Here is a 25,236-nt window from a genome sequence, read left to right on the forward strand (position 1 = left end):
GCAACCCGGTATGGCGACTTTTGAAACAGACACGGAAGCCTTATCGAATGAACCAGGCCGCTGCCCGCAGCGGCCTATCCAGACATAGAAGAAACGCCCGTGACCATTGAAAAGCCACCCGCCGCATCAGCGCCCATCGTCGAGATGAAAGACGTGCGCCGAATGTTCGGCGAAACGGCAGCCATCAACGGCGTTTCGCTTTCGGTCTCACGCGGCGAAATCCTCGGCATCATCGGCCGCAGCGGCGCGGGCAAGTCCACGCTGATCCGCTGCGTCAACGGCCTTGAAAAGCCGGATACCGGTTCGATCCTGATCGAAGGCCGTGAAATCACCGGCCTTGGCGAAGATGCGCTGCGCCCGGTACGCCGCCGCATCGGCATGGTGTTCCAGCATTTCAACCTGCTTTCCGCCAAGACCGTTGCCGAAAACATCGCCTTGCCGCTGAAGATCGCGGGCAAGCCGAAGGCAGAACGCGCCCGGCGCGTGGCCGAACTTCTGGAACTGGTCGGCCTTTCCGACAAGGCGACGCATTATCCGGCCCAGCTTTCCGGCGGCCAGAAACAGCGTGTCGGCATCGCGCGTGCGCTTGCCGCCGAACCCGCCGTGCTGCTTTCCGACGAGGCGACATCCGCGCTCGATCCGGAAACCACACAGTCCATTCTGGCCCTGCTGAAAGACATCAACACCAAGCTCGGCCTTACCATCCTGCTCATCACGCATGAGATGGAAGTCATCCGCCGCATTGCCGACCGCGTGATCGTGCTTGACCACGGCATGATCGCCGAGGAAGGCCCGGTCTGGAAAGTCTTCGCCAATCCGCAATCGCCTGTGACGCAGAGCATGTTGCAGGTGCTGACGCCGGAACTGCCTGTCGTCTGGCGCGACCGGCTGCAAAATTCGGGCAATCTTGCCGTGCTGAAAGTCAGACTTTCAGGCGCGGCGGCAAAAGGCGCGTTCTTCAATGACATCGCAGCCGCCACCCAGATAGCGCCGCAACTGATCCATGGCGGCATGGACACGATCCAGGGCGAGCCGGTCGGCACGCTCTTCATCGGCCTGCCCGCACAGGAAAAGGCGAAGCTTGACGCCGCCATCACCTATCTCGACACCCATGCAGACGCCACGGAGGTACTCGGCTATGTCTCAGGCGATGCTTGATCTTCTCTGGCGCTCCTTCTGGGAGACCATCATCATGACCGGCTTTTCGAGCCTGATTTCGCTCGTCGTCGGCCTTCCGCTCGCCCTCATCATGATCCTGACGGAGCGTGGCGGCCTTGCCCAGAACCTGACGGTCAACACGATCCTCGGCGCCATCATCAACGGCTTCCGCTCGGTTCCGTTCATCATCCTGCTGGTGGCGCTCATCCCCGTCACGCGCTTCATCGTCGGCACGTCCATCGGCACATGGGCCTCCATCGTGCCGCTGTCCATCGCCGCGATCCCCTATTATGCGCGCATTGCGGAAGTGTCGCTGCGTGAAGTCGATCATGGCCTCATCGAAGCCGCCCGCTCCATGGGCGCCAACCGCTGGACCATCGTGCGCGAAGTGCTGGTGCCCGAAGCCCTGCCGGGCATCGTCGCGGGCTTCACGGTCACGATCATCACGCTTGTCGGCGCATCGGCAATGGCGGGCGCCATTGGCGCGGGCGGGCTTGGCGACCTTGCCATCCGCTACGGCTATCAGCGCTTCGAGACGCAGATCATGATCGCGGTCGTGATCATTCTCATCATCATGGTTTGCGGCATCCAGTGGATCGGCGACCGGCTGGTAAGCCGTCTCGACAAGCGCAACCTGCGGGCCTGATCCCTATCTCTTCCTCTCACGGAAACCCGCTTCCAGCGTGTTTCCGTCGGGGTCGAAGACCAGTGCCGCATAATAGCCCATCTCTTCCGGCCCCTGATAGGCGGGTCCGCCGCTATCCCTGCCGCCTGCCTCGAGCGCTGCCTGATGAAACGCCTCCACGGCCTCGCGGCTTCCGGCGGTAAACATCAGGTGCAGGCGGTCGCCGGGCTTGTCCTCGCCGTCGGCTACCCCATCGGCACTGCCGTGGATCCACAGAAACGGAACCGGCGCCCGCTCTCCCCCGCTGACGAAGAAGCCGCTGCCGGAACGGGCAATGACCTCAAGGCCAAGTTCGGGCATGCAGCTTTCGTAAAACGAAAGGCTGCGGTTGACGTTGCGGGCTTTGAAACCGATGTGATCGAAGAGCGACATGAGATGCAATATATCGCGGCCAATTACAAAGAAAAGCGGCGCTTCCCAATTTGAAAAGCGCCGCCATCAATCTTCAATACTTCGCTATATGGAAGGTTATCCGCGCGTGCGGGCCAGACCATCCTTTGCAGGCTGGTATTTCGGGTCAAGCTGCACGGCGCGTGAATAGGAATTGGCAGCCTTGGCCTTGTCGCCGTTATGCTCATAGACAAGCGCCTGATTGGCCCAGCTTTCCGCCACGTTCTGGTCGAGCGTGATGGCGGTGTTGAAGTCGTCGAAGGCGTTGTCGTAATCGCCGAGCGCCACATAAGAAATGCCGCGGCCATTATAAGGCTCCGGCGCGGTGGAATTCAGCGAGACCGCCTTCGAGAAATCCTCGATGGCCTGCTTGTGCTGGCCTTTCGCCTGATAGATCAGGCCGCGATTGTGATAGGCGCGACCGTCGGTCGTCTGCAGGGCGATGGCTTGATTGAAGTCGCTCAGCGCCTGATCGAGACGGCCTGCCTGACGATAGACATTGCCGCGCCCGATATAGGCGGCGTCATATTGCGGATTGAGCTGGATGGCCTTGCTGTAATCCTGCGCGGCCTTGGTGCTGTCGCCCATATAGCGATAGACCAGCGCGCGGTTGGCATAGGCCTGATAGAAATTCGGGTTGAGCGCAATTGCCTGGTCGAAGTCGCGCAGCGCTTCCTTGTAGCGGCCGGACTTGCCATAGGCTGACCCGCGCACATTATAGCCTTCCGGATCGCGTGGATTGCTCTGGATCACGCTCGTCAGCGAACTGATGTTCTCGCTCGACCCTTGCGCCTTGTCCACCGTGCTGAGCGCGGTCGTGGAGCTTTGGCAGCCCGCAATGGTTAAAGCCAGAAGTGCGGTGGCAATGAGAAGGCCGTTCCGGCCTGTTCCACCCAATGCCTCAATTCCCGAAACTTTCGTTCCAGACGATTGCATCATCTTCAAGCGCGTGGGCAACGACTGCATTCCTTTCAGCTCGCATCGGGTGCCAAGACCCTATTGCTTCTTCTCCATCCCGTGGCCAGCCCGCCCTCAAGGGCTTGCTCCTGCCGGACTATTCTGCCTGTTACGGCACTATACTGGCCCCAACCAGCAGATAAAAACAGCAAAAAGGCGGCATTGTCTTGCGCTTGTTTTATCTCTGGATGGCGCGCCGCACAGGCGGATATCCTAATTATTTGTTTTTACACATAATGACGCCCGATAAGTCCAGAAACTTTTCGTAACGCTGCATTAAAAATGGAAGCAGGATAAAGAAATATGTCTGCCGTGGTCATGTCGACCCTTCGTTTCACATCGGAAACGAACACGCAAACTGAAGTCAAAACATGCAAAATCCGGCGCAGGCGAAAGCCGACACCGGAAAGCAGAAAAGGCGCTGTTCAACAGCGCCTGATTTCAAGGTCGATCAGCGAGCGCCGGCGCGGCCGCCGACGAGGCCTTCACGCTGAGCGCGCTTGCGGGCCAGCTTGCGTGCGCGACGAACGGCTTCTGCCTTTTCGCGGGCGCGCTTTTCGGACGGCTTTTCATAGTGGCCGCGCATCTTCATTTCGCGGAAGATACCTTCGCGCTGCATCTTTTTCTTGAGAGCGCGGAGAGCCTGATCAACATTATTATCGCGGACGAGTACCTGCACGTGTATTCCCGTATCGGTTAGAATTTCGGTTAAGCCTGAGGCCGTTAGGGGGTCTTTTAACGATTTCAGCCGGTCTGACCGGCCGATCAACGCCCAAAGGCTCCCAAGCTTCGCAACGGATACGCTGCAAATTGGTCGTGGCTATTATCAGAAAGAGCCTCGCCTGTCCACATCAAGATGCAACTTTGCCCACCGGCTTGCGCGAAATACCGGCTTGCGCACGATTTACTATGGCCGCGACCGTGCGAATAGGCTAAGCCGCACGGGTTTCTCGCATAAATCGGCCTTAATGGCACCCCATAGCACTTTGCCAGCAAACCGATGATGCCTCCTCTTATTATATCCGATTCTCCTTATGCCCCTCCGCAAGCGACTCGTTATCCAGTTCACAGGCTATGAAGGCCTGCATCCCAAGGCCGTCCGCGTGCGCCATGCGCAGGCATTGAAGGATTTCGACCGCCTGTGGAACGCCAGGACCAGGCTCCCGCCCATGGTGGACGAGCCTGACGATTGCGGCACGACGACCGCCCTAACCACGGGTAATGGCTGGCAGACGGAAACCGAGTTCTGCCAGTTCGGCACTGCCGATATTTTCGACGATTACGCCGCGCGCTCGACGCCGAAGCGCATGCTGACCGGCTTTCACGCCTTCCTGAACATCCTCTTCACCGGAACGCTGTTGCGCTATCTGACGACGAGCTGGCGCTTCGTCCTGTTTTTCCTGTGGCCGTTCCTGCTGTCGCTGGCGATTCTGGCCGTCGCCGCGCTGATCGCCCTTGCACCGCTGGTGGCGGGTCTCTCGGCCCTGCATCTTTTCTGGTCGACACCGCTGGCCGTCTTCATCGCCACCTTGCTGGTGCGCAAGCCCGGCGACCGGTTTTTCATGTCCTATCTGCTCGACGACTGGTCCGCGGCCTATGATCGTATCCATGGCCGCAACGAGAAGCTCAACCAGCGGCGCAAGGCTTTTGCCGAAGCCCTGAAACGGAAGATCGAGGCCAGCAATGCCGATGAAGTCGTCATTGTCGCGCATAGCCTTGGCACGGTTCCGGCGGTGGAAGCGCTCGCCGATCTCCAGCGCGAACGCCCCGACCTTCTGAAAAAACAGCCGGTTTCGATGCTCGCCATCGGCTCATGCCTGATGATGATCGCGCTGCATCCCAGGGCAAAATCCCTGCGCGAGGATGTGCGCGTGGTGATCGAGGAAAGCCCCGTCCTGTGGTCGGAATTCCAGGTGCTGACCGACATCATCCACTTCTACGGTTCGGACCCGGCAAAGGTCCTGAAGCTGAAGACCGCCAATCCGCCGCTCATCAACCGCATCCGCTTCAAGCACGTGCATAGCGAAAACCGCTACAAGCGCTCGAAGGGCAATTTCTTCCTGATGCACCTTCTTTATATGCGCGGTGCGGAGAAGAAGAATTTCTACGATTTCGGCATGTTCCTGCACGGCCCGTTCTTCTTCCGCGACCTGATGACCGGGCATAAGGGAAAAGCCGCCCCTCTCGATGAAGAAGGACGGCTTCCGGTTTCGTATCGCGAAGCGGCTTGAACCCCGATTGCTTAGCCTTCGGGCGGCTCCACCACGGCAATCGTCAGCCAGGTCGCCGTCAGCGCGGGCTTCAGCGAGTTTTCGATTTCGAGCGTCACATCATAGTGATTGACCACGCGGCCCGACGGACGGATATCCGCATCCGCCAGTTTGAAACGGGCGCGCACGCGGGAGCCCGTCTTGACCGGCGACAGGAAGCGCAGCTTGTCGAAGCCGTAATTGATGCCCATCGTTGCGCCTTCCAGCATCGGCAGCGCCTCATAGGCCAGCGTCGAAAGCAGCGACAGCGTCAGGAAGCCATGCGCGATGGTGCCGCCGAAAGGCGTTTCCTTCGCGGCGCGTTCCGGATCGACATGGATGAACTGGTGATCATCGGTCGCATCCGCGAACTGGTTGATCATTTCCTGCGTGACTTCGCGCCACTCCGAACATCCGATTTCCGTGCCGATTGCCTCGCGCAACTGGTCGAGCGTGATTGCGTCTTTCATTCGCTGGCTATTCCTGCTGATGTGATTTGCCTTGTGTTTAACCAATAAAGCCTGGTGTCTGAATCAAAAAGTGGCAGGCCATGGCGAAAATGGTGATTTCGAGAACCGGAGCGCAATGTACTTAAATGTACATGAGCACCGGAAGCGCAGAAATTGCCATTTGCAGTCTGGCATGGCTACTTTTGGATCAGACACTTAGGCGGCAACCAGAATTTCCCGTGCAATATCATCCCAATGCGAGAAAACCTGATGCGCACCCTTGCCCGCCAGTTTTTCTGCATGGCCCTCATAGGTGTGCCCGCCGCCCGTATAGCCGAATGCCGTCATGCCTGCCGCAATGGCGCCTTCCACCCCGAAAGGCGAATCCTCGATCACCACGCAACGCGCCGGATCGACGCCCATCCTGGTCGCAGCAAACAGGAACAGGTCCGGCGCCGGCTTGCCGCGCTTGACCATGCTGGACGAATAGACAGCATCGCCGAAATAATGGCTGATGCCGGTCTTTTCCAGGCTGAACGCAATGCGCTCCGGCTGCGACGACGAAGCCACGCAGCGCTTCTGCGGCAGTTCGCGCAGGAAGTCCGCGATACCCACGGTCGGCTGCAGGCTTTCCGCAAACAGGATTTTCGTCGCGGGCCAGAACAGGTTCGTCGCCTCCTCCGGCAGGCGGTGCCCGGTCATATCCTCGATCATCTTCATGATATCGGCCTGCTTCATGCCGATGCCTTTCGCGACCGTCCCTTCCGGCAGCTTCATGCCGTGATCGGCATAGACCTGCTCGAATGCAAGGCAGGAAAGCGGCTCGCTATCGACAAGCACGCCGTCGCAATCGAAGATCACGAGATCGAAGGGGGAAACGCTGCTCATTTTGGCTCCAGTGACATGCATATTTTGTCGCGCAGTTTGGAGGTGCGCGTCCGTCAGTGTTGATATAGAGACTGTTCGTCTATTACGCACCTATATCAACACAAGCGTGACAAAATTACCTCGCTTGCTGGGTTTCGAGATTTTGCGGAGATTTTCATGACGACAAATGTGGCACTGGTTGGACTGGCGCGCGATCTCGCGGCGCGGGCTGAAACCGGCAAGCCGATCCGCATCGGTCTTATCGGCGCTGGCGAAATGGGCACCGACATCGTCACCCAGGTCGCGCGGATGCAGGGCATCGAAGTCGGCGCGCTTTCCGCCCGCAGGCTGCCCAACACCTTCAAGGCTGTCCGCACCGCCTATGGCGACGAGGACAACGCGCAGGAAACCGCCACCCAGTCCGCAATGACCCGCGCCATCGAAGCGGGCAAGATCGCCGTCACCGACGACAATGACCTGATCCTTTCCAACCCGCTGCTCGATGTCATCATCGATGCGACCGGCATTCCGGAAGTGGGTGCGGAGACCGGCATCAAGGCCATCCGCAACGGCAAGCACCTCGTCATGATGAATGTGGAAGCCGATGTCACCATCGGCCCTTACCTCAAGGCCGAAGCCGACAGGCAGGGCGTGATCTATTCGCTGGGCGCAGGCGACGAGCCTTCATCCTGCATGGAGCTGATCGAATTCGTTTCCGCCATGGGCCACAAGGTCGTTGCCGCCGGCAAAGGAAAGAACAATCCGCTCAATTTCGATGCGATCCCCGACGACTATCAGGAGGAGGCCGACCGCCGGAACATGAATGTCCGCCTGCTGGTGGAATTTGTCGATGGCTCCAAGACGATGGTCGAAATGGCGGCGATTGCCAACGCCACCGGCCTTGTGCCGGATATTGCAGGCATGCACGGCCCCAAGGCAGCAATCGATGAACTGAACCGCACCCTGATCCCGAAGGAGGACGGCGGCGTCCTGAACAAAACCGGCGTGGTCGATTATTCCATCGGACGTGGCGTGTCGCCCGGCGTCTTCGTCATCGCCAAGATGGAACATCCCCGCCTTGTGGAGCGTCTGGAAGACCTGAAAATGGGCAAAGGCCCCTATTTCACCTTCCACCGTCCTTTCCACCTCACCTCGCTGGAAGTGCCGCTGACGGTTGCCCGGGTCGTGCTGCACGGCAAGACCGACATGGTGCCGCTGCCGAAGCCTGTGGCGGAAGTGTGCGCCGTCGCCAAGAAAGACTTGCGGCCCGGCGATCATCTGGACGCCATCGGCCAATATTGCTACCGTTCATGGATCATGACGACACCGGAGGCCCGCGCGGCCAAAGCCATCCCCTGCGGCCTGCTGCAGAATGGCACGGTCATCGCGCCGATCCGCAAGGGCGAACTCATCACCTATGCCAATGCGGCCCCGAAGCCCGGCTCGAAGATCGCCGAACTGCGGGCATTGCAGGATGCCATGTTAGGGCAGTAAGGCAGTAGGGCAATAAGGCAGTATGTTAAGGGAGTAAGGGAGTAAGGGAGATACGGACAGTATATTTGCAAGTCAAACATACTGCCCTACTGCCCTATTCCCCTACTGCCTTCCCTAATGATCGAGCGCCTTCACAATACTCTCCACCATCTTCTTCGCGTCGGCAAAGAGCATCATGGTGTTGTCGCGGAAGAACAGCTCGTTTTCCACGCCTGCATAGCCCGAACCCATGCCGCGCTTGATGAACAGAACCGTGCCAGCCTTGTCGACATCGAGGATCGGCATGCCGAAGATCGGTGACTTCGGATCGGTCTTCGCCGCCGGATTGGTGACGTCATTCGCGCCGATCACGAAGGCAACATCGGCCTGCGCGAATTCCGAATTGATGTCTTCCAGTTCGAACACTTCATCGTAAGGCACGTTGGCTTCGGCCAGAAGCACGTTCATATGCCCCGGCATACGGCCCGCGACCGGATGGATGGCATATTTGACTTCCACGCCTTCGGCCTTGAGCTTGTCGGCCATTTCGCGCAGCGCGTGCTGGGCCTGCGCCACCGCCATGCCATAACCCGGCACGATGATGACTTTCGAAGCGTTCTTCATGATGAAGGCCGCATCGTCGGCAGAACCCTGCTTGACCGGACGCTGCTCCACCTCGCCGCCGCTGGCAGCGGATGTATCGCCGCCAAAGCCGCCGAGAATGACCGAGATGAACGAGCGGTTCATGCCCTTGCACATGATGTAGCTGAGGATCGCACCGGACGATCCGACCAGCGCGCCGGTGATGATCAGCGCCAGATTGCCGAGCGTGAAGCCGATGCCTGCCGCAGCCCAGCCCGAATAGGAATTGAGCATGGACACGACGACCGGCATGTCCGCGCCGCCAATCGGAATGATGATGAGCACGCCGAAGGCAAGCGCCAGCAGCACGATCAGCCAGAACACGAAATGGCTTTCCGTGTTGGTGAGCACGACGATCAAAAGCACGATCGCCACGGCCAGAGCCGCATTGATGACATGGCGTCCCGGCAGCATGATCGGCTTGCCCGACATGCGTCCGTCGAGCTTCAAAAAGGCGATGATCGAGCCGGTGAAGGTGATCGCGCCGATGGCGACGCCAAGCGACATTTCGACCAGCGCCTGACCGTGGATCTGGCCCACTTCGCCAATCCCGAACGAATGCGGCGAATAAAGCGCGGCAGCGGCCACCAGAACAGCGGCAAGACCGATCAGCGAGTGAAAGGCGGCAACAAGCTGCGGCATGGCCGTCATGGCGATGCGGCGCGCGATGACCGCACCGATGCCGCCGCCAATGGCGATGCCGATGACGATCAGGACCAGACCGCCGAAGCTCGGACGCGCCAGCAACAATGTGGTGAGGATGGAAATCCCCATGCCGATCATGCCGTACATATTGCCCTGACGGCTGGTTGTCGGATGCGACAGGCCGCGCAGCGCCAGAATGAACAGCACGCCGGAGACGAGATAAAGGAAGGCTGCGAGATTAACGCTCATGACCGTTCAGCCTCACTTTTCTTTTTTCTTGTACATGGCGAGCATGCGCTGGGTGACCAGAAAGCCGCCGAAAATGTTGACGCTTGCAAGGATCAGCGCGATGAAACCGAAGCCGGTTGCCCAGCCCGAAAGCGACAGGCCGACGGCTAGCAGCGCACCCACCACGATCACCGATGAAATGGCGTTGGTAACAGCCATCAAAGGCGTGTGCAGCGCGGGCGTGACCGACCAGACGACGTAATAGCCGACGAAAATCGACAGGATGAAGATCGCGAAGCGGAACACGAACGGATCGATTGCGCCGCCCGACGCGGCATGCGCGGCAGCAGCCGCCGCATCACCCAGGCCGCCCGCATTTTCCGCCGCCTGACGCACGGCGTCTGCGGCCTGGTTCAGGCTCTCAAGAGCTTTATCGAGACTAGTTTCGGCCATTATGCCTCTCCTCCATCAACTGGAGACTTGGGGGATGAAGAAGACTTTGCAGCAGCCTTCGGTGCTTTTGCATGCGCTTTCTTCGCCGTTTTCGGGGCTGCAGGTTTCGCTGCATCGGCAACGACTTCTGCCTTTGCAGCCCTGGGCTTCGGTGCGGCTTTCGGTTTTGCAGCCGGCTTTGCAACAACTGGCGTGGTTGCGGCAGGTACTGCCTCAGCCTTGGCAAAAGCCGGATGCAGGATTTTGCCCTGATGGGTGAGAAGCGTCGCCTTCACCAGTTCTTCTTCCGGATCGATTTTCAGAAGCTTCGTTTCCTTGTCGACCAGCGTTTCGACGAAGGCGATCAGGTTGCGCGCGTAAAGCTGCGAGGCGCTTGCCGCAATGCGGCCCGGAACGTTGAGATGGCCGACGATCTTGACGCCGTTCACATCCGCAATCTGGCCAGCGACAGCGCCTTCGACATTGCCGCCGCGCTCGACCGCGAGATCGACCAGCACCGAGCCGGGGCGCATCGAAGCAACCATTTCCTTCGATACCAGCCGCGGCGCCGGACGGCCCGGAATGAGCGCCGTGGTGATGACGATATCCTGCTTGGCGATATGATCGGCAACAAGTGCCGCCTGTTTCGCCTGATATTCCTTCGACATTTCCTTGGCATAGCCGCCAGCGGTTTCCGCTGCCTTGAACTCTTCATCCTCGACCGCGATAAACTTCGCGCCAAGCGAGGCGACCTGTTCCTTCGCAGCCGGGCGAACGTCGGTGGCGGTCACGACGGCCCCAAGGCGACGGGCCGTTGCAATGGCCTGAAGACCGGCAACCCCTGCCCCCATCACGAACACCTTGGCGGCAGGCACGGTGCCAGCCGCCGTCATCATCATCGGCATGGCGCGGTCATAGGTTTCCGCCGCATCGATCACCGCCTGATAACCGGCGAGATTGGCCTGCGAAGACAATACGTCCATCACCTGCGCACGGGTGATGCGCGGCATGAATTCCATCGTGAAGGCAGAAATGCCAGCCCTGGCAAGCGCGGCAACAGCATCTTCATGGCCGTAAGGATCGAGCATGGCGAAGAGCGCCGCGCCCGATTTATACCCTTTCAGTTCCGCATCGGACGGGCGGCGCACTTTCAGGACGACATCCGCCGTTCTGGCGTCCGCCACCGTGCCGATGCGGGCACCGGCTGCGGTAAACTCGGCATCGAGAATGCGCGATTTCTCGCCCGCGCCTCTTTCCACCACGACATCGAAACCGAGCGCGATGAATTTCTTCGCCGTCTCCGCCGACGCCGCGACACGGCTTTCATTGGGGTCGCTTTCTTTCGGGATAAATAACGTCTGGGCCAAGCTGGTTTCCCTTTCGTGGCGTTCTTCCGGGATTGATTCCGGTCATGCACAGTTACGAGCTTCCGGGGCGAAGCCCGTTCAAATAACCTGAACTATAGACATGCATAAAACCTCGGCACGGTATTCCATGCCAAGGCATTCGATCAAATCGTGCGGGTTGACCCCGGTTCGCGCTTCAGTTCAACGATACTGCGCCGGAAGCTGAAATCCGGCGGCAGTGGTCACGAAAGAATGAACCAGGCAGCGACACAGACTAGGATGAAAAGAACGGTCGCGGAGAAGAAACCACCAGCAAAAAAGCCGAACGCCATGGCAATCATAAGGGCGATAAGCGCCACCGTGCTCCATTTAACCAGGCCCGTGAAACCGGCATAAGTTTTCTCATGCTCGGAATAGTCCATCGGTGCGCCAAGTTCAGCCGGAGCCGTCGTATGATGTTCTGCCATTTTAGTTCCACCCATTTAAAGCATGTCTCCCAATAGTGGGAACCGGTTTCGGGACAAAGACATGCGTGAAAACAAGATTAAAGCGCAACACGCTTTAAAATTTCCGCCCATACACCGTCATGTTAAGCGGAAATGCCTGCAATCTTCAATGCGCGAGCGAACAAACCGATGCATTGACCGCAAGGCTTTTCGTCGCAGCTACCCTCTCTCCGCAGAAGCGGTTCCGCAATCTTCGTAAAGCGAAACTGCCCTTCTGGCTATATTTAATTGTTTAAGCTCCGCGATGTTTTCAGATTCCTATATGCCGAGCCCGGTATATTTCGCCGTCGGCAGGATTGTCAGCGGCACGGAACTGTCCCGCATGTCGGCAAACATGGCGCGGCGCTCATGCGGCTGCGACTTGAAGAACGGGAAGCGCACGGCCACCGCATCGCGGATATTGCGGATGGGTGCAGCACCGAGCCCCACCCTGATTCCATAGCCTTCATGCTCGCGGGCATCGGCCATGACCGAAGTGCCGAAAATGCGCTTGTAAAAGGCCATATGCTCGGGCTTCACCGAGGCAAGGCATTGATCCGCCGCGAAAAATTCCGACGCCATCGCCGCGATGCGCAAGGTGATATAGGGAATGGCGGGATATTCGCTCAACAGTTCCGGATCGGCCGCAAAGCGGGTCGGATCGACAAAATGCATGCCGCTGTTGAGCAGCGGATCGAGGATATCCGGAAAAAGCGCATAGCTCGTGCCGCGACGATGATCGGGCGTGATGTGATGGATGCGCAGCGTGCTGACCAGTTGCCCATCCACATGCACGCCATAGACGAAAGCATGGCTGTCACGATCGATATCATCGACGATGGACGGCACTTCCGCCTCGTGCATCACATTGCGCGTGCGGTAGGAACGATAGCGCAGGCGGCCGATTTCCTCGAGGTCCTCCGCATGTACGATACGGCGATATTCCACCCGGTCGAGAAACTGCAACAGCTGCCGCGCAAAATTGGACAATGGCGGTTTATCGCCTGTAACAGCTGTATTCGTCATGCAATCGATTTTTCCGCACCCCGCAAATCAGTGTGCAGAATATGCGCCTTTATCAGCATGTAAAGATATAACTTTGTGCCCTGCCTTTTTGTCGCCGCACAATGAACGTTCGTTCGCCACAATTGAGGTGGGCTTTTACGCAGGAATATCCGACGAAAAGTGCAAAATGGCCCGATTACGGGCCATTTCAGCGTTCTGCCTTAATTTGAAAAAAGCTCTTCAAAGTGCGTTGGCGATCGCCTGAAACGCATGCATGGTTTCGTCTTTCATATCCTGCCCATCGACATTGTAACTGGCATGGGCAGAGGTCTTGGCGATCACCACACGCCTGGCGGGATTGACATAGATGAACTGCCCATAGATGCCGGCAGCGCTAAAATCGCCTTGCCAGTCAACCGGCGTCCACCACTGATAGCCATAGCCGAACGGAATCTTGCCGAACGCATCCTCGCGGCCGGGCATCAGATAAGGCGCATCCGGCGTCACCGAATCATGCACCCACTGCGCGGGCACAAGTTGCTCGCCCTTGAAGTTGCGGCCGTCGTTGAGATAGAGCAGCCCGAACCGCGCATAATCGCGCAGCACGGCATTCATCCCGCCTGCTGCGGCAGCCTCCCCGGTCGGGTCCACGATCCAGAAGGCATCGGCTTCGGCCCCAAGCTTCGACCAGAGCCTGTCCTTCATGTAATCCTGCAAGGGAATGCCCGTCGCGCCTTCCAGAACCAGCCCGAGCGCCTGCGTATCCGACGAAACATACTGGCTGAGCGTTCCTTGCGGACGCACGCTTTTCAGATGCGCGGTGAAATTCGTGATCGAGCCGGTCAGAAGCTCCACGGCATAGCGGACAATGTCGGAATTGAGATCGCCATAGTTCTCGTTGAAGCCGATGCCGGATGCCATCTGCAGCACGTTCTTGACCGTCACACCCTTGTAGCCGCCTTCGGCCAGCACGGGCGCATAGCGGTCGACCGGCTGGCCGATATCGATCAGGCCATCGCGGACGGCATTGCCGATAAGGAAGGAAACAACTGATTTTGAAACGGAAAATGCGATGGACTGGGTGGCCGGGCTGTTGCCGTGGTCATATTGCTCGTGGACGATGACGCCATCCTTGAGGACGATGAGCCCTGTGGTGCCGCCGCGCTCCAGCCAGTCGGAAATCTTGCGGGTTTCGCCCTTGTAGACGAAAGTTTCCGGCAGGGGCTGCTCCGCCTTGGCAAGCGGGCTGACCTCGCCTTCATGCGGAATGCGCACGGACGGATAACGCTTGTAGACATTGCGGAAATTCTCAAAAATCTCCGGCCCCTTGAACATCTGGGCATATTGATAGACGGCCCAGGTTTCATGGATTTTCTTCCAGAAGACCGCCGTGCCGACACCGGCAACAACAACCAATGCGACCAGAATGTATAAAGTATAGTGATACAATCGTTTCATTAGCCTCCCCTCAAACAACAAGATTGAGCCGAATATCTTTTCTATAAGCACATGAATGAATACTTATATTCACTCCTCCAATCTATTATGAGCATGATAGTTCCCCGGAAAAATATCCCTATTATTCAGATTTATTCAGATTTATGTGTACTATAAATGAACCGCTGCAATGCACTGCGGAGAATACCGGGTAAAGCGCTTTTGCAGCGCAGCCCCCAACTGGAGGCACGCGCCCGAACGGTTCAAGTGGGGCGACTGGCGGGGCGATCTGGCGGGGCGTTTCAGCCCGAAAGATTCAGCCCGACGATCAGGTGGAATCGCAGCCGCTTCATTTCCTGTTTTCTGGAGTATTCCGCCTGAAAGGCGGCAATAGGCAAGCCCGCTCAGGCGACGGTTCGCCCACCATCGCGGCGCGCTGCGGCCTTCGCGGTCATGGCGCTGATTGCTTCCACGGGCACCGGCATGCCGAGCAGATAGCCCTGGACGAGATCGGCGCCCGCCGCCACGCGGATGAGCGCAAGCTGTTCCTCGGTTTCGACACCTTCGACCGTCACGCCGAGCCCCAGCTCATGCGAAAGCTGGGTGACGCCGCGAAGCAGCATCAGCGACCGCCGGTCGGTGGTGATGTCGCGCACGAAGGAGCGGTCGACCTTCACCTTGGTCAGGGGCAATGTATTGAGGTAGCTGAGGCTGGAATAGCCGGTTCCGAAATCGTCGAGCGCGATATTGATCCCGGCATTCTTGAGCCGCTGCAACACCATCGATGTCTTGTTGCGGTCCGAAATGATGGCGCTTTCCGTCACTTCCACCTCGAGCCGATGCGCCGGAAGCCCGGATTTCTGCAAGGCATTGGCGATATCCCGGGCAATGTCGTTGCTTTTCAGGTCGATGGCCGACAGGTTGACGGACACGCCGATCCGGTCGCCCCATGACAGGCAGTCGGCACAGGCCTGCTCCAGCATGAAGCGGGTTATGTCGGTGATGATGCCCATTTCCTCGGCAAGCGGAATGAATTCGGCAGGCGGCACGAAGCCAAGCTCCGGATGCTCCCACCGCGCCAGCGCCTCACATGCGACAACGCGCAGGGACTGCGCGCTGACGATGGGCTGGTAGACGACCTTGATCTCGCCGTGATTGATGGCGAGCCGCAGATCCGCCTTGAGTTTCTGGCGTCCGCGATATTTGGTGTCCATCGCATCGACGAAGACCGACCAGGACTTTTCTTCCGTGCTCTTGGCTTCGTAAAGCGCGAGATCGGCATTGATATGCATGCTGCCGACATCGGACCTTTCGACATTCTCGATCGCCACGCCCGCGCTGATATCGATCTGGACCTGATCGCCGTCGAGATCGTAAACCCCGGTCGCCACCGCCATGATGTGGTCCATCACCCCGGCAATATCGGCCTCGCCGCGCAGGTTAAAGACAAACACCACGAACTCGTCGCCGCCGAAGCGCGATGCAACGAAGCGCTGCGGATCGAGCGAGTTCAGCCGTTCGGCGAACAGGCGCAACAGCACATCGCCCGTATGATGCCCCAGCGTGTCGTTGACATGCTTGAAATGGTTGATGTCGATGACGATGAGCGCAACCTGCGTGCCCTTCTTCTGATGGGGACGCAGCGACCGCACCATGGTCTCGAAATAATTGCGGTTCGGCAGGCCGGTCAGGCCGTCATAGCGCGCCATATGCTGGATGCGCGCTTCCGCTTCCACGCGCTGCGTCACATCCTCGAACATCAGGACCGCCCCTTCATTGAGGGTCTGGTTGCCGATGCATTCGATATAGCGCTGGTTTGAAAGCTGGAAAATGTCGCGGGCGCGCTTGCCGATCAGGAGGTCCTGCATGCGCACATGCACGCTTTTCAGGTCGGTCTGCGGAAACAGCCCCTTCTTGGCGCAATAGCGCAGAAGGACATCGAGCTTGCGGCCATGCAGCTTGGTATGCTCGGCAATCTGCAGCATCGCCTTGGCCTTGTTGTTGATGACGGCGATGCGCTGCTGGCTGTCGAACATCAAAAGGCCCTGCGGCATGTTGTTGAGCGCCGCATCGAAACGCCCGGCCACGATGGACAGGCGGCGCTTGCCCATGACCGCCGCGAAGAGAAATTCGCGCAACCCGTTGGCCATCTGGATGTTGGACAGGAAATACGGGATCAGCAGCAGGCCGATGATGACGTGAAACGGCGTCCCCGCCAGAATGAGCCCCGCCAGAACGGGAAGGAGCGTGCAGGCCGACATCAGGATGACGGCCTTTGCCGAAGCATAGTTGCGGCCCACGATGGAAACGACCGAGGCAAGCAGCACGGTCAGGCTGGCAAGTTCGGCAAAGGAATCCCGCAGCACGAAGCTTGAGAAGAAACATAACATGCCGAGCGTCAGGCACACGGCGGATGCGCCAATCAGATAGCGCGTCTCCCACCGGTCGAGATCGGCATGGGAAAGCGGCTGCTGCCTTGCCTGATCGAACTTGTGCATGTCGAAGATGCGGCCGACCGCCACGATCGCGAAGACGCCGGCAAACATCAGATAGCGCCAGTCATCGGTTTTCACATAGATGACGACACAGGCTACAACGTGCGCGAGCAAGCCGAACCAGAGCGTCGTACGATTACCATACAGCGCTCTGAGAAAAGATAGCCGCACATCTGCAGGTATCTCAGGTTTACGGCTTTGCCACATTCGATGCATTTAATCCCTTGTATGGGGCAGCAATATCGCACCAATGACTTAAAAATATCTTTCGGGATATTAAACCACAAGCTGTCATGCCGACCACCATAAGATGTATTCAGATGTTTTTTAAGGAAAACCATAGACGCACAACCCCTGTCCGGCAATTACAACCAGAGGCATGTATTGTTTTAGTTGTCCTAATATTACTGAAACAGCCATAATTGGAGAACAGCGCAGGTTAGTTGTCGCGTCGCGGAGAATTAATCCAGATTAGTCACGATGGATATTCTGCCGCCAGAGTCCCGCCTTTTAGAGAAAAATCCTGCCATCCAAGGTCCAGCGGCGGGAAATAACCGCAAGAAGCTTCCAACTCTGTCAGAGTTGGTGCCCCCCGTCGACAGTGATGATCGAACCGGTCATATAGCGGCTGGCGTCGGAGGCCAGCATCAGCACAACCCCGTCCAGATCCTGCGGCTCGCCAAGGCGCCGCATCGGGTTTCGCCCTTTAAAGTAGCCCCCTGCCGGTCCCTGCAGCTGTTCTTCGTTGATTCGCGTTGGAAACCAGCCCGGCGAAATCGCGTTGACGCGAATATCGTGCGCGGCCCATTCCAGCGCCAGCGCCCGCGTCATCTGCGTCACGCAGGCCTTGGACATGGAATAAGCGGCAGCGCCCTTCTGCGGACGCTCGCCCAGAATGCTGGTCGTGTTGACGATGGAGCCGCCCTCGCCATGCCGGATCATGCGGCGCGCCGCTTCCTGCGCCACGAAAAAGGCACCGGCGACATTCACCTCGAAAATATGTTCGAGCATGTCGCGCGTCGTATCGAGCGCGCGCGCCATATGCGCAACGCCGGCATTGTTGAAAAGCGCCGTTATCGGTCCGAAACGCGCTTCCGCTTCATCGAAAGCACGGACGATTTCATCCGGATGGGTCACATCCGCCATGATTTCCAGCACTTCGCCGCCCGAGGGGCAAATGCTTTCCCCTGCATGGGTGCGCGAGATCGAAATCACATGCGCACCGTGCCCTGCCAGCACATGGACCATCCTGAGGCCCAACCCTGAAGAACCACCCGTCACGGCAATGACCTTGCCCCTGACGGAGAAAAGCTGATCGTCAGTCATTCATCCCCTCAACTGCCAATCCGTCTTTATTCATTCCTAGATTATCGGAAGCAGCATTTGAACCATCTTCGACCGTAAAAATCAGTCCAAATCAACACAATACACAGAAGGCACAATCAAAAGACCGACCGCAGGGCCGCAGGACGACACCTGTTCGTGATTGCGCGCCCCGTTGCGGAGAAGTAAGGAACAGAGCAAACAGGGCATTTCCGGTTCGAACTGGATCGCTGGGAATGCCCTTTATCTTTGTTTCTAGGCATTACCTCACGCAAAACCGCTTCATATTCCGAATGGTGGAATCGAACATTATGCCCAAGACTTCTCGCCCTCTCGTCGCCGTACCGACCGATGTGAAGCCATTTGAAAACTACACCTGGCACGCCGCGCCGGAACAATATCTGGCAGCCGCCATCGATGTTGCGGGTGTGACTCCGCTTCTGGTGCCGAGCTTCGGCGACCGGATGGACCTCGACGCCATTCTGGATGCGGTGGACGGCCTTCTCGTCACCGGTTCCAAATCGAACGTTCACCCTGCCCTTTACGGCGTGGAGCCGAATCCGGCCTTTGAGCCTTATGACAATGCCCGCGACGCGACATCGCTGCCGCTGATCCGCGCCGCCATTGAAAAGGGCGTTCCGGTTCTGGCCATCTGCCGCGGCATACAGGAACTGAACGTCGCGCTGGGCGGCACGCTCGCCACCGAAATCCAGGAGCTGGAAGGCCGGATGGACCACCGAGCGCCGGAATCGGAAAGCCAGGCGGAGCGTTTCGCCATCCAGCATCCGATCAAGCTGAACCCGAACTCATGCCTCGCGGAAATCCTGAAGGAAGACAGCGTGCGGGTGAACTCCGTCCACCGGCAGGCGATCGACAGGCTTGCGCCGCAGCTTGAGGTCGAAGCCGTTGCGGAAGACGGAACTATCGAAGCCGTCTCGGTGAAGAATGCGAAGGGATTTGTCGTCGGCGTCCAGTGGCACCCGGAATACTGGGTGCATTCCGATGCCCCTTCCCGCAAGATCTTCGAGGCGTTCGGCGATGCAGTGCGTCGACATAGGGCAGTAGGGCAGTAGGGCAGTAGGGCAGTAGGGCAGTAGGGCAGTAGGGCAGTAGGGCAGTAGGGCAGTAGGGCAGTAGGGCAGTAGGGCAGTAGGGCAGAGAAGGATATGTGCGTTGCGGTCGTCCGCAAGCCAAACATACTCCCCTACTCCCTTATTCCCCTATTCCCTTAACATACTGCCTTACTGCCCTATTGCCTTACTGCCTTAACGTGCCCCGTCTCCGGCACCGGCGTCAGCGCCTCACCAGTGTCGAACCACGCGATGAGATTGTCGATCACCAGATTGGCCATGTCGCGGCGGGTCCGGACCGAGGCGGAGCCGATATGCGGCAGGAGGACCGTGTTCGGCGCATCGAGCAAGGCTTGCGGAACATGCGGCTCGTTTGCAAAGACGTCGAGACCGGCAGCGGCAATTGTTCCGTTCTGCAGCGCTTCGGCAAGCGCTTCTTCATCCACCACCGAACCGCGTCCGATATTGACGAGCACGCCTTCCGGTCCGAGCGCCTTCAGCACGTCCGCATTGACGGCCTTCGCCGTTTCCGCGCCGCCCGGCGCTACCAGAATGAGCGTGTCGACGGCTTCGGCCAGTTCCTTGAGGCTCGGATGATATTCGTAGGCGACATCCGGCGACTTGCGGCGATTGTGATAGGCAATCGGCAGGCCGAATGCCTCGATGCGTCGGGCGACCGCCTTGCCGATGCGGCCAAGGCCGAAAATGCCGACCTTGCGCCCACGCAGCGAAAGCCGGGACAGCGGATAGCGGCCTTCCTTCACCCAGTTGCCGGCGCGCAGGAATTCCTGCGACTTCGACAATTCGCGCACCGTGTCGATCAGGAGGCCAATGGTCGTATCCGCCACTTCCTCGGTCAGCACGTCCGGCGTGTTGGTGACCATGACATTGTTCGCACCGGCATGTTTCGCATCCACGGCGTCGTAGCCGACGCCGAAATTGCCGATGATTTCGAGATTGGGCAAGGCGTCGATCAGCGCCGCATCGACGGTCGACATGCTGGCGATGCCCTTCACGTCTTTCGCCCAGGCGGCATCGAGGAGCGCCGTGTCGCCGCGCGCGATACGCTGGACATTGAACTCGCCCGAAAGCCTCTGCACGGCATAGTCGTCGAAATTGCCGAGCACCAGAATTGTCGCGTCGCGTTTTGTCATGGCATTCCTCATGCGTAGAGCATTTCCAGCAAAAGTGCGCAGCGGTTTTGCTTAGGATAATGCGTAAAGAAAACCGACCCGAAAGAGAGCCGGTGCGGGGGAAATCAGCCGTGTTTCGGCTTGGACGTCGATTGCCGGATATGCAGTTCCGGCTTGATGAGTTCCTGCATCGAGGACACCTCGACGCCGTTCAACTGGTCGAGCAGCGCGCGCGCCGCACGGCGCCCCACCTCGCGCTGGCCGTTCCAGACGGTCGTCAACGCTGGCGTCGCAATGGCCGCTTCCTCCAGATCGTCATAGCCGGTCACGGAAATGTCCTCGCCCGGCACCAGCCCGGCGCGGGCAATGCCGTTCATCAGGCCGATGGCCGTCAAGTCGTTCCAGCAGACCGCCGCCGTCGGCTTGTCCTTCAGCGCCAGAAATTGCGGCGCGACCTCAAAGCCGCCCTGCTTCGTGCGCGGCCCGGCGATGCGCCAGTCGGGACGAACCTCAAGCCCGGCCTTTTCCATGGCCTGCACATAGCCGCGATAGCGGTCGCGGCCCGTCGAGGTCTGGTCGGTGCCGCCGATCATGGCGATGCGCGTGTGCCCCAGCGAAATCAGGTGATTGGTGGCAAGGCCGATGCCATAGGCGTCGTCGCCCCGGAACACCGGCGCATGAACACCCTCGACGCTGCGCGCGATCAACACGACCGGCAGGCCGTTATCTTCGGCAAGCTGGATATCTTCCGGCGGGGTGCCGATGGCGGGCGACATGATGACTCCGTCCGCGCCGAGCTGCAAAAGCGTATCCATGAAGGTGCGTTGCTTTTCGAGCTGGTCGTAGTGATTGGACAGGATGAAGGTCTGCCGCGACCGGTCCAGTTCCGTTTCGATGGATTTGAGGATTTCCGCGAAGAACGGGTTCATGATGTCATGCACCACGACGCCGACAATGCCGGAACGCGAGGTGCGCAGGCTCGCAGCGCGACGGTTATAGATATAACCGATGGCGCGGGCATGTTCCTTGATCTTCTCGCGGGTCTGGTCGGCAACGAGGGGACTGTCGCGCAAAGCGAGCGAAACTGTGGCTGTCGAAACACCAAGCGCGTCAGCGATGGTCGATAGCTTTATTTTCTGGGCCAAGTCGCCTCCCCAAATTGGTCCGTGCCGCAGTCGGAGACGCAGCCGCAACCTGACAAGGCAGGACGCGACCGTTCGTCCTGCGAACGGTTATGCCATTGCCATCCTTGAATTGGAAGCATTTTCGATAGCACGCAACCTGAAAAGTGTTTCACGGTTTCCCGCCAAGATGCGCGTCAAAACAAATAGTTAGAGCCGGAGAAAGGGCGGACTTATTCCACCTCGTCCTCTTCCAGCACTTCCGTTTCCGCTTCTTCCGCAAGGCGCACGACGCCACGAAGCGCAAGATTGCTCTCCATCCGGCTCAGCATCTTGAGGAAGGTCTTGCGATCCTTCTTGTCGAGGCCTTTCAGCATGTCCTTCTCGGTCTTGCGAATGGACTTCTCGATTGCCTTGATGGTCTCGAGACCAGCCTGCGTGAGATAGATATGCGACTGGCGCTGATCGGTTTCCGAGGCGCGCTTGGCGACGAACCCCTGGCTTTGCAGGCGCGCAATGGTTTTGGTGATGGTGGGCGGACGCACGCCCAGGCGCTGCGCCAGAACGCCGGGCGTCAGCCCGTCCTCGGCCGCCAGTTGCAGCATGACCGCGTCCTGCCCCGCATAGAGCCCCTGCTCCAGAAGCCGCGTGGCCAGCACCGTCCGCGACAGCCTCGCCACGGATTGCAGCCGGTAAAGTACAACCGCCTTATTGTCCTTGCTCATCGCCACCTCGCCCTTGTTTCTTTGGAGCACATCCCCGAAAAGCGAAACGGTTTCGGACGAGGTGCCTGTTCAAAATAAACTATTTCCTGTCGCCTGATCGATAGTCCCGTCCATTCATATATCGTAAAATATTGTCCGACTTATGAAACAACAAGGCCCGGTTGCTGTCATGGCTAACGAGCGTTAGGGTCTCAGGCTCGAAGAAAAGAATAAAGCGAGGAAAACATGACCGATCTGCGCGAGCAAAACAGCGACATGATTGTCGTCCTGCCCCTTGGCGCTCACGAACAGCATGGGCCTCACCTGCCGTTTGAAACGGATACGATCATCGCCGAAGGCATTGTCGCGCGCGTCAGCGATGCGCTGCCCGCCGAACTCAACGTCAATTTCCTGCCCGCCCAGCCGGTCGGCTATTCCATCGAGCACATGGACACGGAAGGAACCCAGAGCCTCGCCTATGCCGAGGCTGTGAACCAGTGGATCGGCATCGGTGAAAACCTTCACGCGGGCGGCATCCGCAAACTGGTCATGCTGAACGCGCATGGCGGAAATTCGCCCCTGATGACGATTGTCGCGACGGAGCTGCGCACACGGCTCGACATGCTTGCCGTTGCCACGAGCTGGACCCGCTTCGGCCTGCCGGAAGGCCTGATCACGCCGGAGGAAAAGGCGCTCGACATTCACGGCGGCTTCATCGAGACATCGGTGATGCTGGCCCTGCGCCCCGATCTGGTGGACATGTCGAAGGCGCGCAATTTCTCCAATGCCCAGTCGCGCTATGCCGAGGAGTTCAGGTTCCTGCGCGCTTACGGCCCGCATGCCTTCGGCTGGAAGATGCACGATCTCAACTCGGAAGGCGTTGCCGGCAACGCCGCCGCCGCAACGGCGGAAGCCGGGGAAAAGCTGATCGCCAACGCGGTCGCCGGTTTCATCGACCTGCTGCGCGATGTCGACAGGTTCGATCTCGCCCGGTTCAAATCGCAACGTCTCGCCAGTCAGGCGAGCTGAGCCCGGATATATCGGGATGGGCACGCTCGTCGCACGAAGAGAACATGCCGAGGCATGGGCGCAATTGCGCCATGCGCTCTGGCCCGACACCAGCCTTGAGCAGCATCTGCAGGAGATTTACGAGACGCTCGATCAGGATGACCCTGATGCCGTAACATTCATCGCGGAAAGCGCTGGCGGTCAGATCGCAGGCTTCGCGGAGGCAGCGTTGCGGCGCGACTATGTCAACGGCTGCGAGACATCGCCTGTCCTGTTCCTCGAGGGAATCTACGTCTCTCCCGAATATCGCCAGCGTGGCATCGCGCGCTTGCTTTGCGAGGCAATCGCAAACTGGGGCCGGGAAAAAGGCTGCACCGAATTTGCCTCCGACGTTCTGCTTGAAAACCGGGACAGCCAGAGCTTTCACACGGCGTTGGGTTTTGATGAAACGGAGCGGGTGATCTTCTATCGGAAGCTTCTTTAAAGGGGTGATATCTGACGTCTGCATACGGCAAGCTTCGGGAAAAGCCACTGCCATCATCGTGAACGACGAGAATGTAATATTATAGCATTGCATATGGCATTCACGCCGCCCTTCCCTTATATGAATTGTCCTATCCGGGGTTTCGGTGCCGTGCCGCTACGCGCTGGCTGCCCTTGACCCCGACTTCACAAGGCCACAACTTCAAGAGGCATGACCATGAGCCAGGCTGAAGCCCAAACCGAAGCTCCGTCTGAAACCAAGACGACCACTGAAGCTGGCCGCATCCCCGTGACCGTCCTGACCGGTTATCTGGGTTCGGGCAAGACCACCCTTCTCAACCGCATCCTGACCGAGAACCACGGCAAGCGTTATGCCGTCATCGTCAATGAATTCGGCGAGATCGGCATCGACAACGACCTGATCGTCGAGTCGGATGAAGAAATCTACGAAATGAACAATGGCTGCATCTGCTGCACCGTGCGCGGCGACCTGATCCGCGTGGTGGAAGGCCTGATGCGCCGCCCGGGCCGTTTCGACGCCATCATCGTGGAAACCACCGGCCTTGCCGACCCGGTTCCGGTCGCGCAGACCTTCTTCATGGATGACGACGTGCGCGCCAAGACCGGCCTTGATGCGGTTGTCGCCCTTGTCGATGCCAAGCACCTGCCGCTGCGCCTGAAGGACAGCCGTGAGGCGGAAGACCAGATCGCCTTTGCCGACGTGGTGCTCATCAACAAGACCGATCTCGTCACGCCGCAGGAACTGGCCGCCATCGAGGCGACCGTGCGCGCCATCAACCCGCACGCCATCATCCACCGCACCGAGCGCGCCTCCATCCCGCTCGACCGCGTGCTGGATCGCGGCGCATTCGACCTCAAGCGTGTTCTGGACAACGATCCGCACTTCCTGGACCACGATCATCCCGACCACGTATGCGGCCCCGACTGCGATCACGATCACCATGATCATGACCATCATGGACACCATCACCATGCGCATGATCACGACCATGATCATCACCACGATCACGACCATGTATGCGGCCCTGATTGCGATCATGACCATCATCACCACCACGATCACGCCTCGCCGATCCATGATGTGACGGTGAAGTCGGTATCGCTGAGGGCGGGTGAAATCGACCCGGCGAAATTCTTCCCGTGGATACAGAACATCACCCAGACGCAGGGACCGAACATCCTGCGCCTCAAGGGCATCATCGCTTTCAAGGACGACCCGGACCGCTATGTGGTGCAGGGCGTGCACATGATCATCGAAGGCGATCACCAGCGCGCCTGGAAGGAAGACGAAAAGCGTGAAAGCCGCCTCGTCTTCATCGGACGCGAACTCGACCCCGCCGCCCTGAAGGCCGGCTTCGAGAACAGCCAGGCGAAATAAGCCTCCGGTTCGGACCGAACCGGGAGCGCTCCCTGTTTCCTCTTGCGCATTT

General features: G+C 58.9%; 24 protein-coding genes. 8 read left to right on the forward strand and 16 right to left on the reverse strand.

The features are described 5' to 3' along the window. Positions 1–99: 99 nt before the first annotated feature. Together ABWW28_RS13255 and ABWW28_RS13260 are read left to right on the forward strand one after the other, a co-directional pair. Positions 100–1,158 (forward strand): methionine ABC transporter ATP-binding protein, encoded by a 1,059-nt coding sequence (locus tag ABWW28_RS13255; protein ID WP_006467533.1) that lies wholly within the window; start codon positions 100–102, stop codon positions 1,156–1,158. Beyond that, positions 1,139–1,804: a methionine ABC transporter permease gene (locus tag ABWW28_RS13260; protein ID WP_006471185.1), complete on the forward strand. Its 666-nt coding sequence runs from the start codon at positions 1,139–1,141 to the stop codon at positions 1,802–1,804. The genes ABWW28_RS13255 and ABWW28_RS13260 overlap by 20 nt, the downstream gene beginning before the upstream one ends. Positions 1,805–1,807: 3 nt before the next feature. Here the strand turns inward: ABWW28_RS13260 and ABWW28_RS13265 are convergent, their stop codons facing one another. The 3 genes from ABWW28_RS13265 to rpsU form a co-directional block, all read right to left on the reverse strand. Then, entirely contained in the window at positions 1,808–2,215 is a 408-nt protein-coding gene (locus ABWW28_RS13265; protein ID WP_025090834.1) for a VOC family protein, read from the reverse strand. Between the two features lie 96 nt (positions 2,216–2,311). After that, a complete protein-coding gene (locus ABWW28_RS13270) occupies positions 2,312–3,199 on the reverse strand; it encodes a tetratricopeptide repeat protein (RefSeq protein WP_021587078.1) in 888 nt (295 codons plus the stop codon). A gap of 442 nt (positions 3,200–3,641) precedes the next feature. Beyond that, complete coding sequence (rpsU, locus tag ABWW28_RS13275; RefSeq protein ID WP_006471186.1) at positions 3,642–3,869, reverse strand: 30S ribosomal protein S21; 228 nt, start codon at positions 3,867–3,869, stop codon at positions 3,642–3,644. Between the two features lie 355 nt (positions 3,870–4,224). Between rpsU and ABWW28_RS13280 the strand changes: the two genes are divergently transcribed. After that, positions 4,225–5,421, forward strand: coding sequence for a hypothetical protein (locus ABWW28_RS13280; protein WP_021587079.1), 1,197 nt, complete (start codon positions 4,225–4,227; stop codon positions 5,419–5,421). Positions 5,422–5,432: 11 nt separating this feature from the next. Here the strand turns inward: ABWW28_RS13280 and ABWW28_RS13285 are convergent, their stop codons facing one another. Together ABWW28_RS13285 and ABWW28_RS13290 are read right to left on the reverse strand one after the other, a co-directional pair. Beyond that, a complete protein-coding gene (locus tag ABWW28_RS13285) occupies positions 5,433–5,909 on the reverse strand; it encodes a MaoC family dehydratase (protein WP_006471187.1) in 477 nt (158 codons plus the stop codon). 195 nt (positions 5,910–6,104) lie between these two features. Further along, a complete protein-coding gene (locus tag ABWW28_RS13290; RefSeq protein ID WP_021587080.1) occupies positions 6,105–6,776 on the reverse strand; it encodes an HAD family hydrolase in 672 nt (223 codons plus the stop codon). Between the two features lie 156 nt (positions 6,777–6,932). Here ABWW28_RS13290 and ABWW28_RS13295 point away from each other — a divergent pair, with 156 nt between their 5' ends. Next, positions 6,933–8,249 carry a 1-deoxy-D-ribulose 5-phosphate reductoisomerase gene (locus ABWW28_RS13295; RefSeq protein ID WP_021587081.1) on the forward strand — a complete coding sequence of 439 codons (1,317 nt, stop codon included), beginning with the start codon at positions 6,933–6,935 and terminating at the stop codon, positions 8,247–8,249. A 114-nt stretch (positions 8,250–8,363) separates the two neighbouring features. Here ABWW28_RS13295 and ABWW28_RS13300 read toward each other — a convergent pair whose 3' ends face one another. The 8 genes from ABWW28_RS13300 to ABWW28_RS13335 form a co-directional block, all read right to left on the reverse strand. Further along, entirely contained in the window at positions 8,364–9,764 is a 1,401-nt protein-coding gene (locus ABWW28_RS13300) for an NAD(P)(+) transhydrogenase (Re/Si-specific) subunit beta (protein ID WP_021587082.1), read from the reverse strand. A 12-nt stretch (positions 9,765–9,776) separates the two neighbouring features. Next, on the reverse strand, positions 9,777–10,196 hold the full coding sequence (locus ABWW28_RS13305; protein ID WP_021587083.1) for a proton-translocating transhydrogenase family protein: 420 nt from the start codon (positions 10,194–10,196) through the stop codon (positions 9,777–9,779). Continuing rightward, positions 10,196–11,542, reverse strand: a complete 1,347-nt coding sequence (locus tag ABWW28_RS13310) for a Re/Si-specific NAD(P)(+) transhydrogenase subunit alpha (RefSeq protein WP_021587084.1) — start codon at positions 11,540–11,542, stop codon at positions 10,196–10,198. Before ABWW28_RS13310 ends, ABWW28_RS13305 begins: the two co-directional genes overlap by 1 nt. 221 nt (positions 11,543–11,763) lie before the next feature. Beyond that, positions 11,764–11,988 (reverse strand): aa3-type cytochrome c oxidase subunit IV, encoded by a 225-nt coding sequence (locus ABWW28_RS13315; protein ID WP_006471190.1) that lies wholly within the window; start codon positions 11,986–11,988, stop codon positions 11,764–11,766. A gap of 297 nt (positions 11,989–12,285) precedes the next feature. Continuing rightward, complete coding sequence (locus ABWW28_RS13320) at positions 12,286–13,032, reverse strand: N-acyl amino acid synthase FeeM domain-containing protein (protein ID WP_006467548.1); 747 nt, start codon at positions 13,030–13,032, stop codon at positions 12,286–12,288. Between the two features lie 219 nt (positions 13,033–13,251). After that, positions 13,252–14,469 (reverse strand): serine hydrolase domain-containing protein, encoded by a 1,218-nt coding sequence (locus tag ABWW28_RS13325; protein WP_031346839.1) that lies wholly within the window; start codon positions 14,467–14,469, stop codon positions 13,252–13,254. A 383-nt stretch (positions 14,470–14,852) separates the two neighbouring features. Then, positions 14,853–17,150 (reverse strand): putative bifunctional diguanylate cyclase/phosphodiesterase, encoded by a 2,298-nt coding sequence (locus tag ABWW28_RS13330; RefSeq protein ID WP_025090826.1) that lies wholly within the window; start codon positions 17,148–17,150, stop codon positions 14,853–14,855. A gap of 369 nt (positions 17,151–17,519) precedes the next feature. Beyond that, positions 17,520–18,269, reverse strand: a complete 750-nt coding sequence (locus tag ABWW28_RS13335; RefSeq protein ID WP_006467551.1) for an SDR family NAD(P)-dependent oxidoreductase — start codon at positions 18,267–18,269, stop codon at positions 17,520–17,522. Positions 18,270–18,577: 308 nt separating this feature from the next. Here ABWW28_RS13335 and ABWW28_RS13340 point away from each other — a divergent pair, with 308 nt between their 5' ends. Then, the gene (locus ABWW28_RS13340; protein WP_036592939.1) at positions 18,578–19,339 is read left to right on the forward strand and encodes a gamma-glutamyl-gamma-aminobutyrate hydrolase family protein; all 762 of its coding nucleotides are present in this window, start codon (positions 18,578–18,580) and stop codon (positions 19,337–19,339) included. Positions 19,340–19,515: 176 nt separating this feature from the next. On the opposite strand, the gene ABWW28_RS13345 is transcribed toward ABWW28_RS13340, so the two are convergent. From ABWW28_RS13345 to ABWW28_RS13355, 3 genes are all read right to left on the reverse strand, one after another. Next, a complete protein-coding gene (locus ABWW28_RS13345) occupies positions 19,516–20,490 on the reverse strand; it encodes a 2-hydroxyacid dehydrogenase (RefSeq protein ID WP_031346841.1) in 975 nt (324 codons plus the stop codon). A gap of 104 nt (positions 20,491–20,594) precedes the next feature. After that, the gene (locus tag ABWW28_RS13350; protein ID WP_006471199.1) at positions 20,595–21,614 is read right to left on the reverse strand and encodes a LacI family DNA-binding transcriptional regulator; all 1,020 of its coding nucleotides are present in this window, start codon (positions 21,612–21,614) and stop codon (positions 20,595–20,597) included. A 209-nt stretch (positions 21,615–21,823) separates the two neighbouring features. Next, on the reverse strand, positions 21,824–22,315 hold the full coding sequence (locus ABWW28_RS13355; RefSeq protein WP_021587088.1) for a MarR family winged helix-turn-helix transcriptional regulator: 492 nt from the start codon (positions 22,313–22,315) through the stop codon (positions 21,824–21,826). A gap of 225 nt (positions 22,316–22,540) precedes the next feature. On the opposite strand from ABWW28_RS13355, the gene ABWW28_RS13360 reads away from it, so the two are divergent. The 3 genes from ABWW28_RS13360 to ABWW28_RS13370 all read left to right on the forward strand — a co-directional run bounded on the left by ABWW28_RS13360 (position 22,541) and on the right by ABWW28_RS13370 (position 25,184). Continuing rightward, positions 22,541–23,323, forward strand: a complete 783-nt coding sequence (locus tag ABWW28_RS13360) for a creatininase family protein (protein ID WP_021587089.1) — start codon at positions 22,541–22,543, stop codon at positions 23,321–23,323. Between the two features lie 16 nt (positions 23,324–23,339). Continuing rightward, entirely contained in the window at positions 23,340–23,786 is a 447-nt protein-coding gene (gene aac(6') / locus ABWW28_RS13365; RefSeq protein WP_021587090.1) for an aminoglycoside 6'-N-acetyltransferase, read from the forward strand. Between the two features lie 216 nt (positions 23,787–24,002). Then, on the forward strand, positions 24,003–25,184 hold the full coding sequence (locus ABWW28_RS13370) for a CobW family GTP-binding protein (RefSeq protein ID WP_031346844.1): 1,182 nt from the start codon (positions 24,003–24,005) through the stop codon (positions 25,182–25,184). Positions 25,185–25,236 lie beyond the last annotated feature (52 nt).

The sequence above is a fragment of the Brucella sp. NBRC 14130 genome (assembly GCF_040371715.1).
Lineage (GTDB): Bacteria > Pseudomonadota > Alphaproteobacteria > Rhizobiales > Rhizobiaceae > Brucella > Brucella intermedia.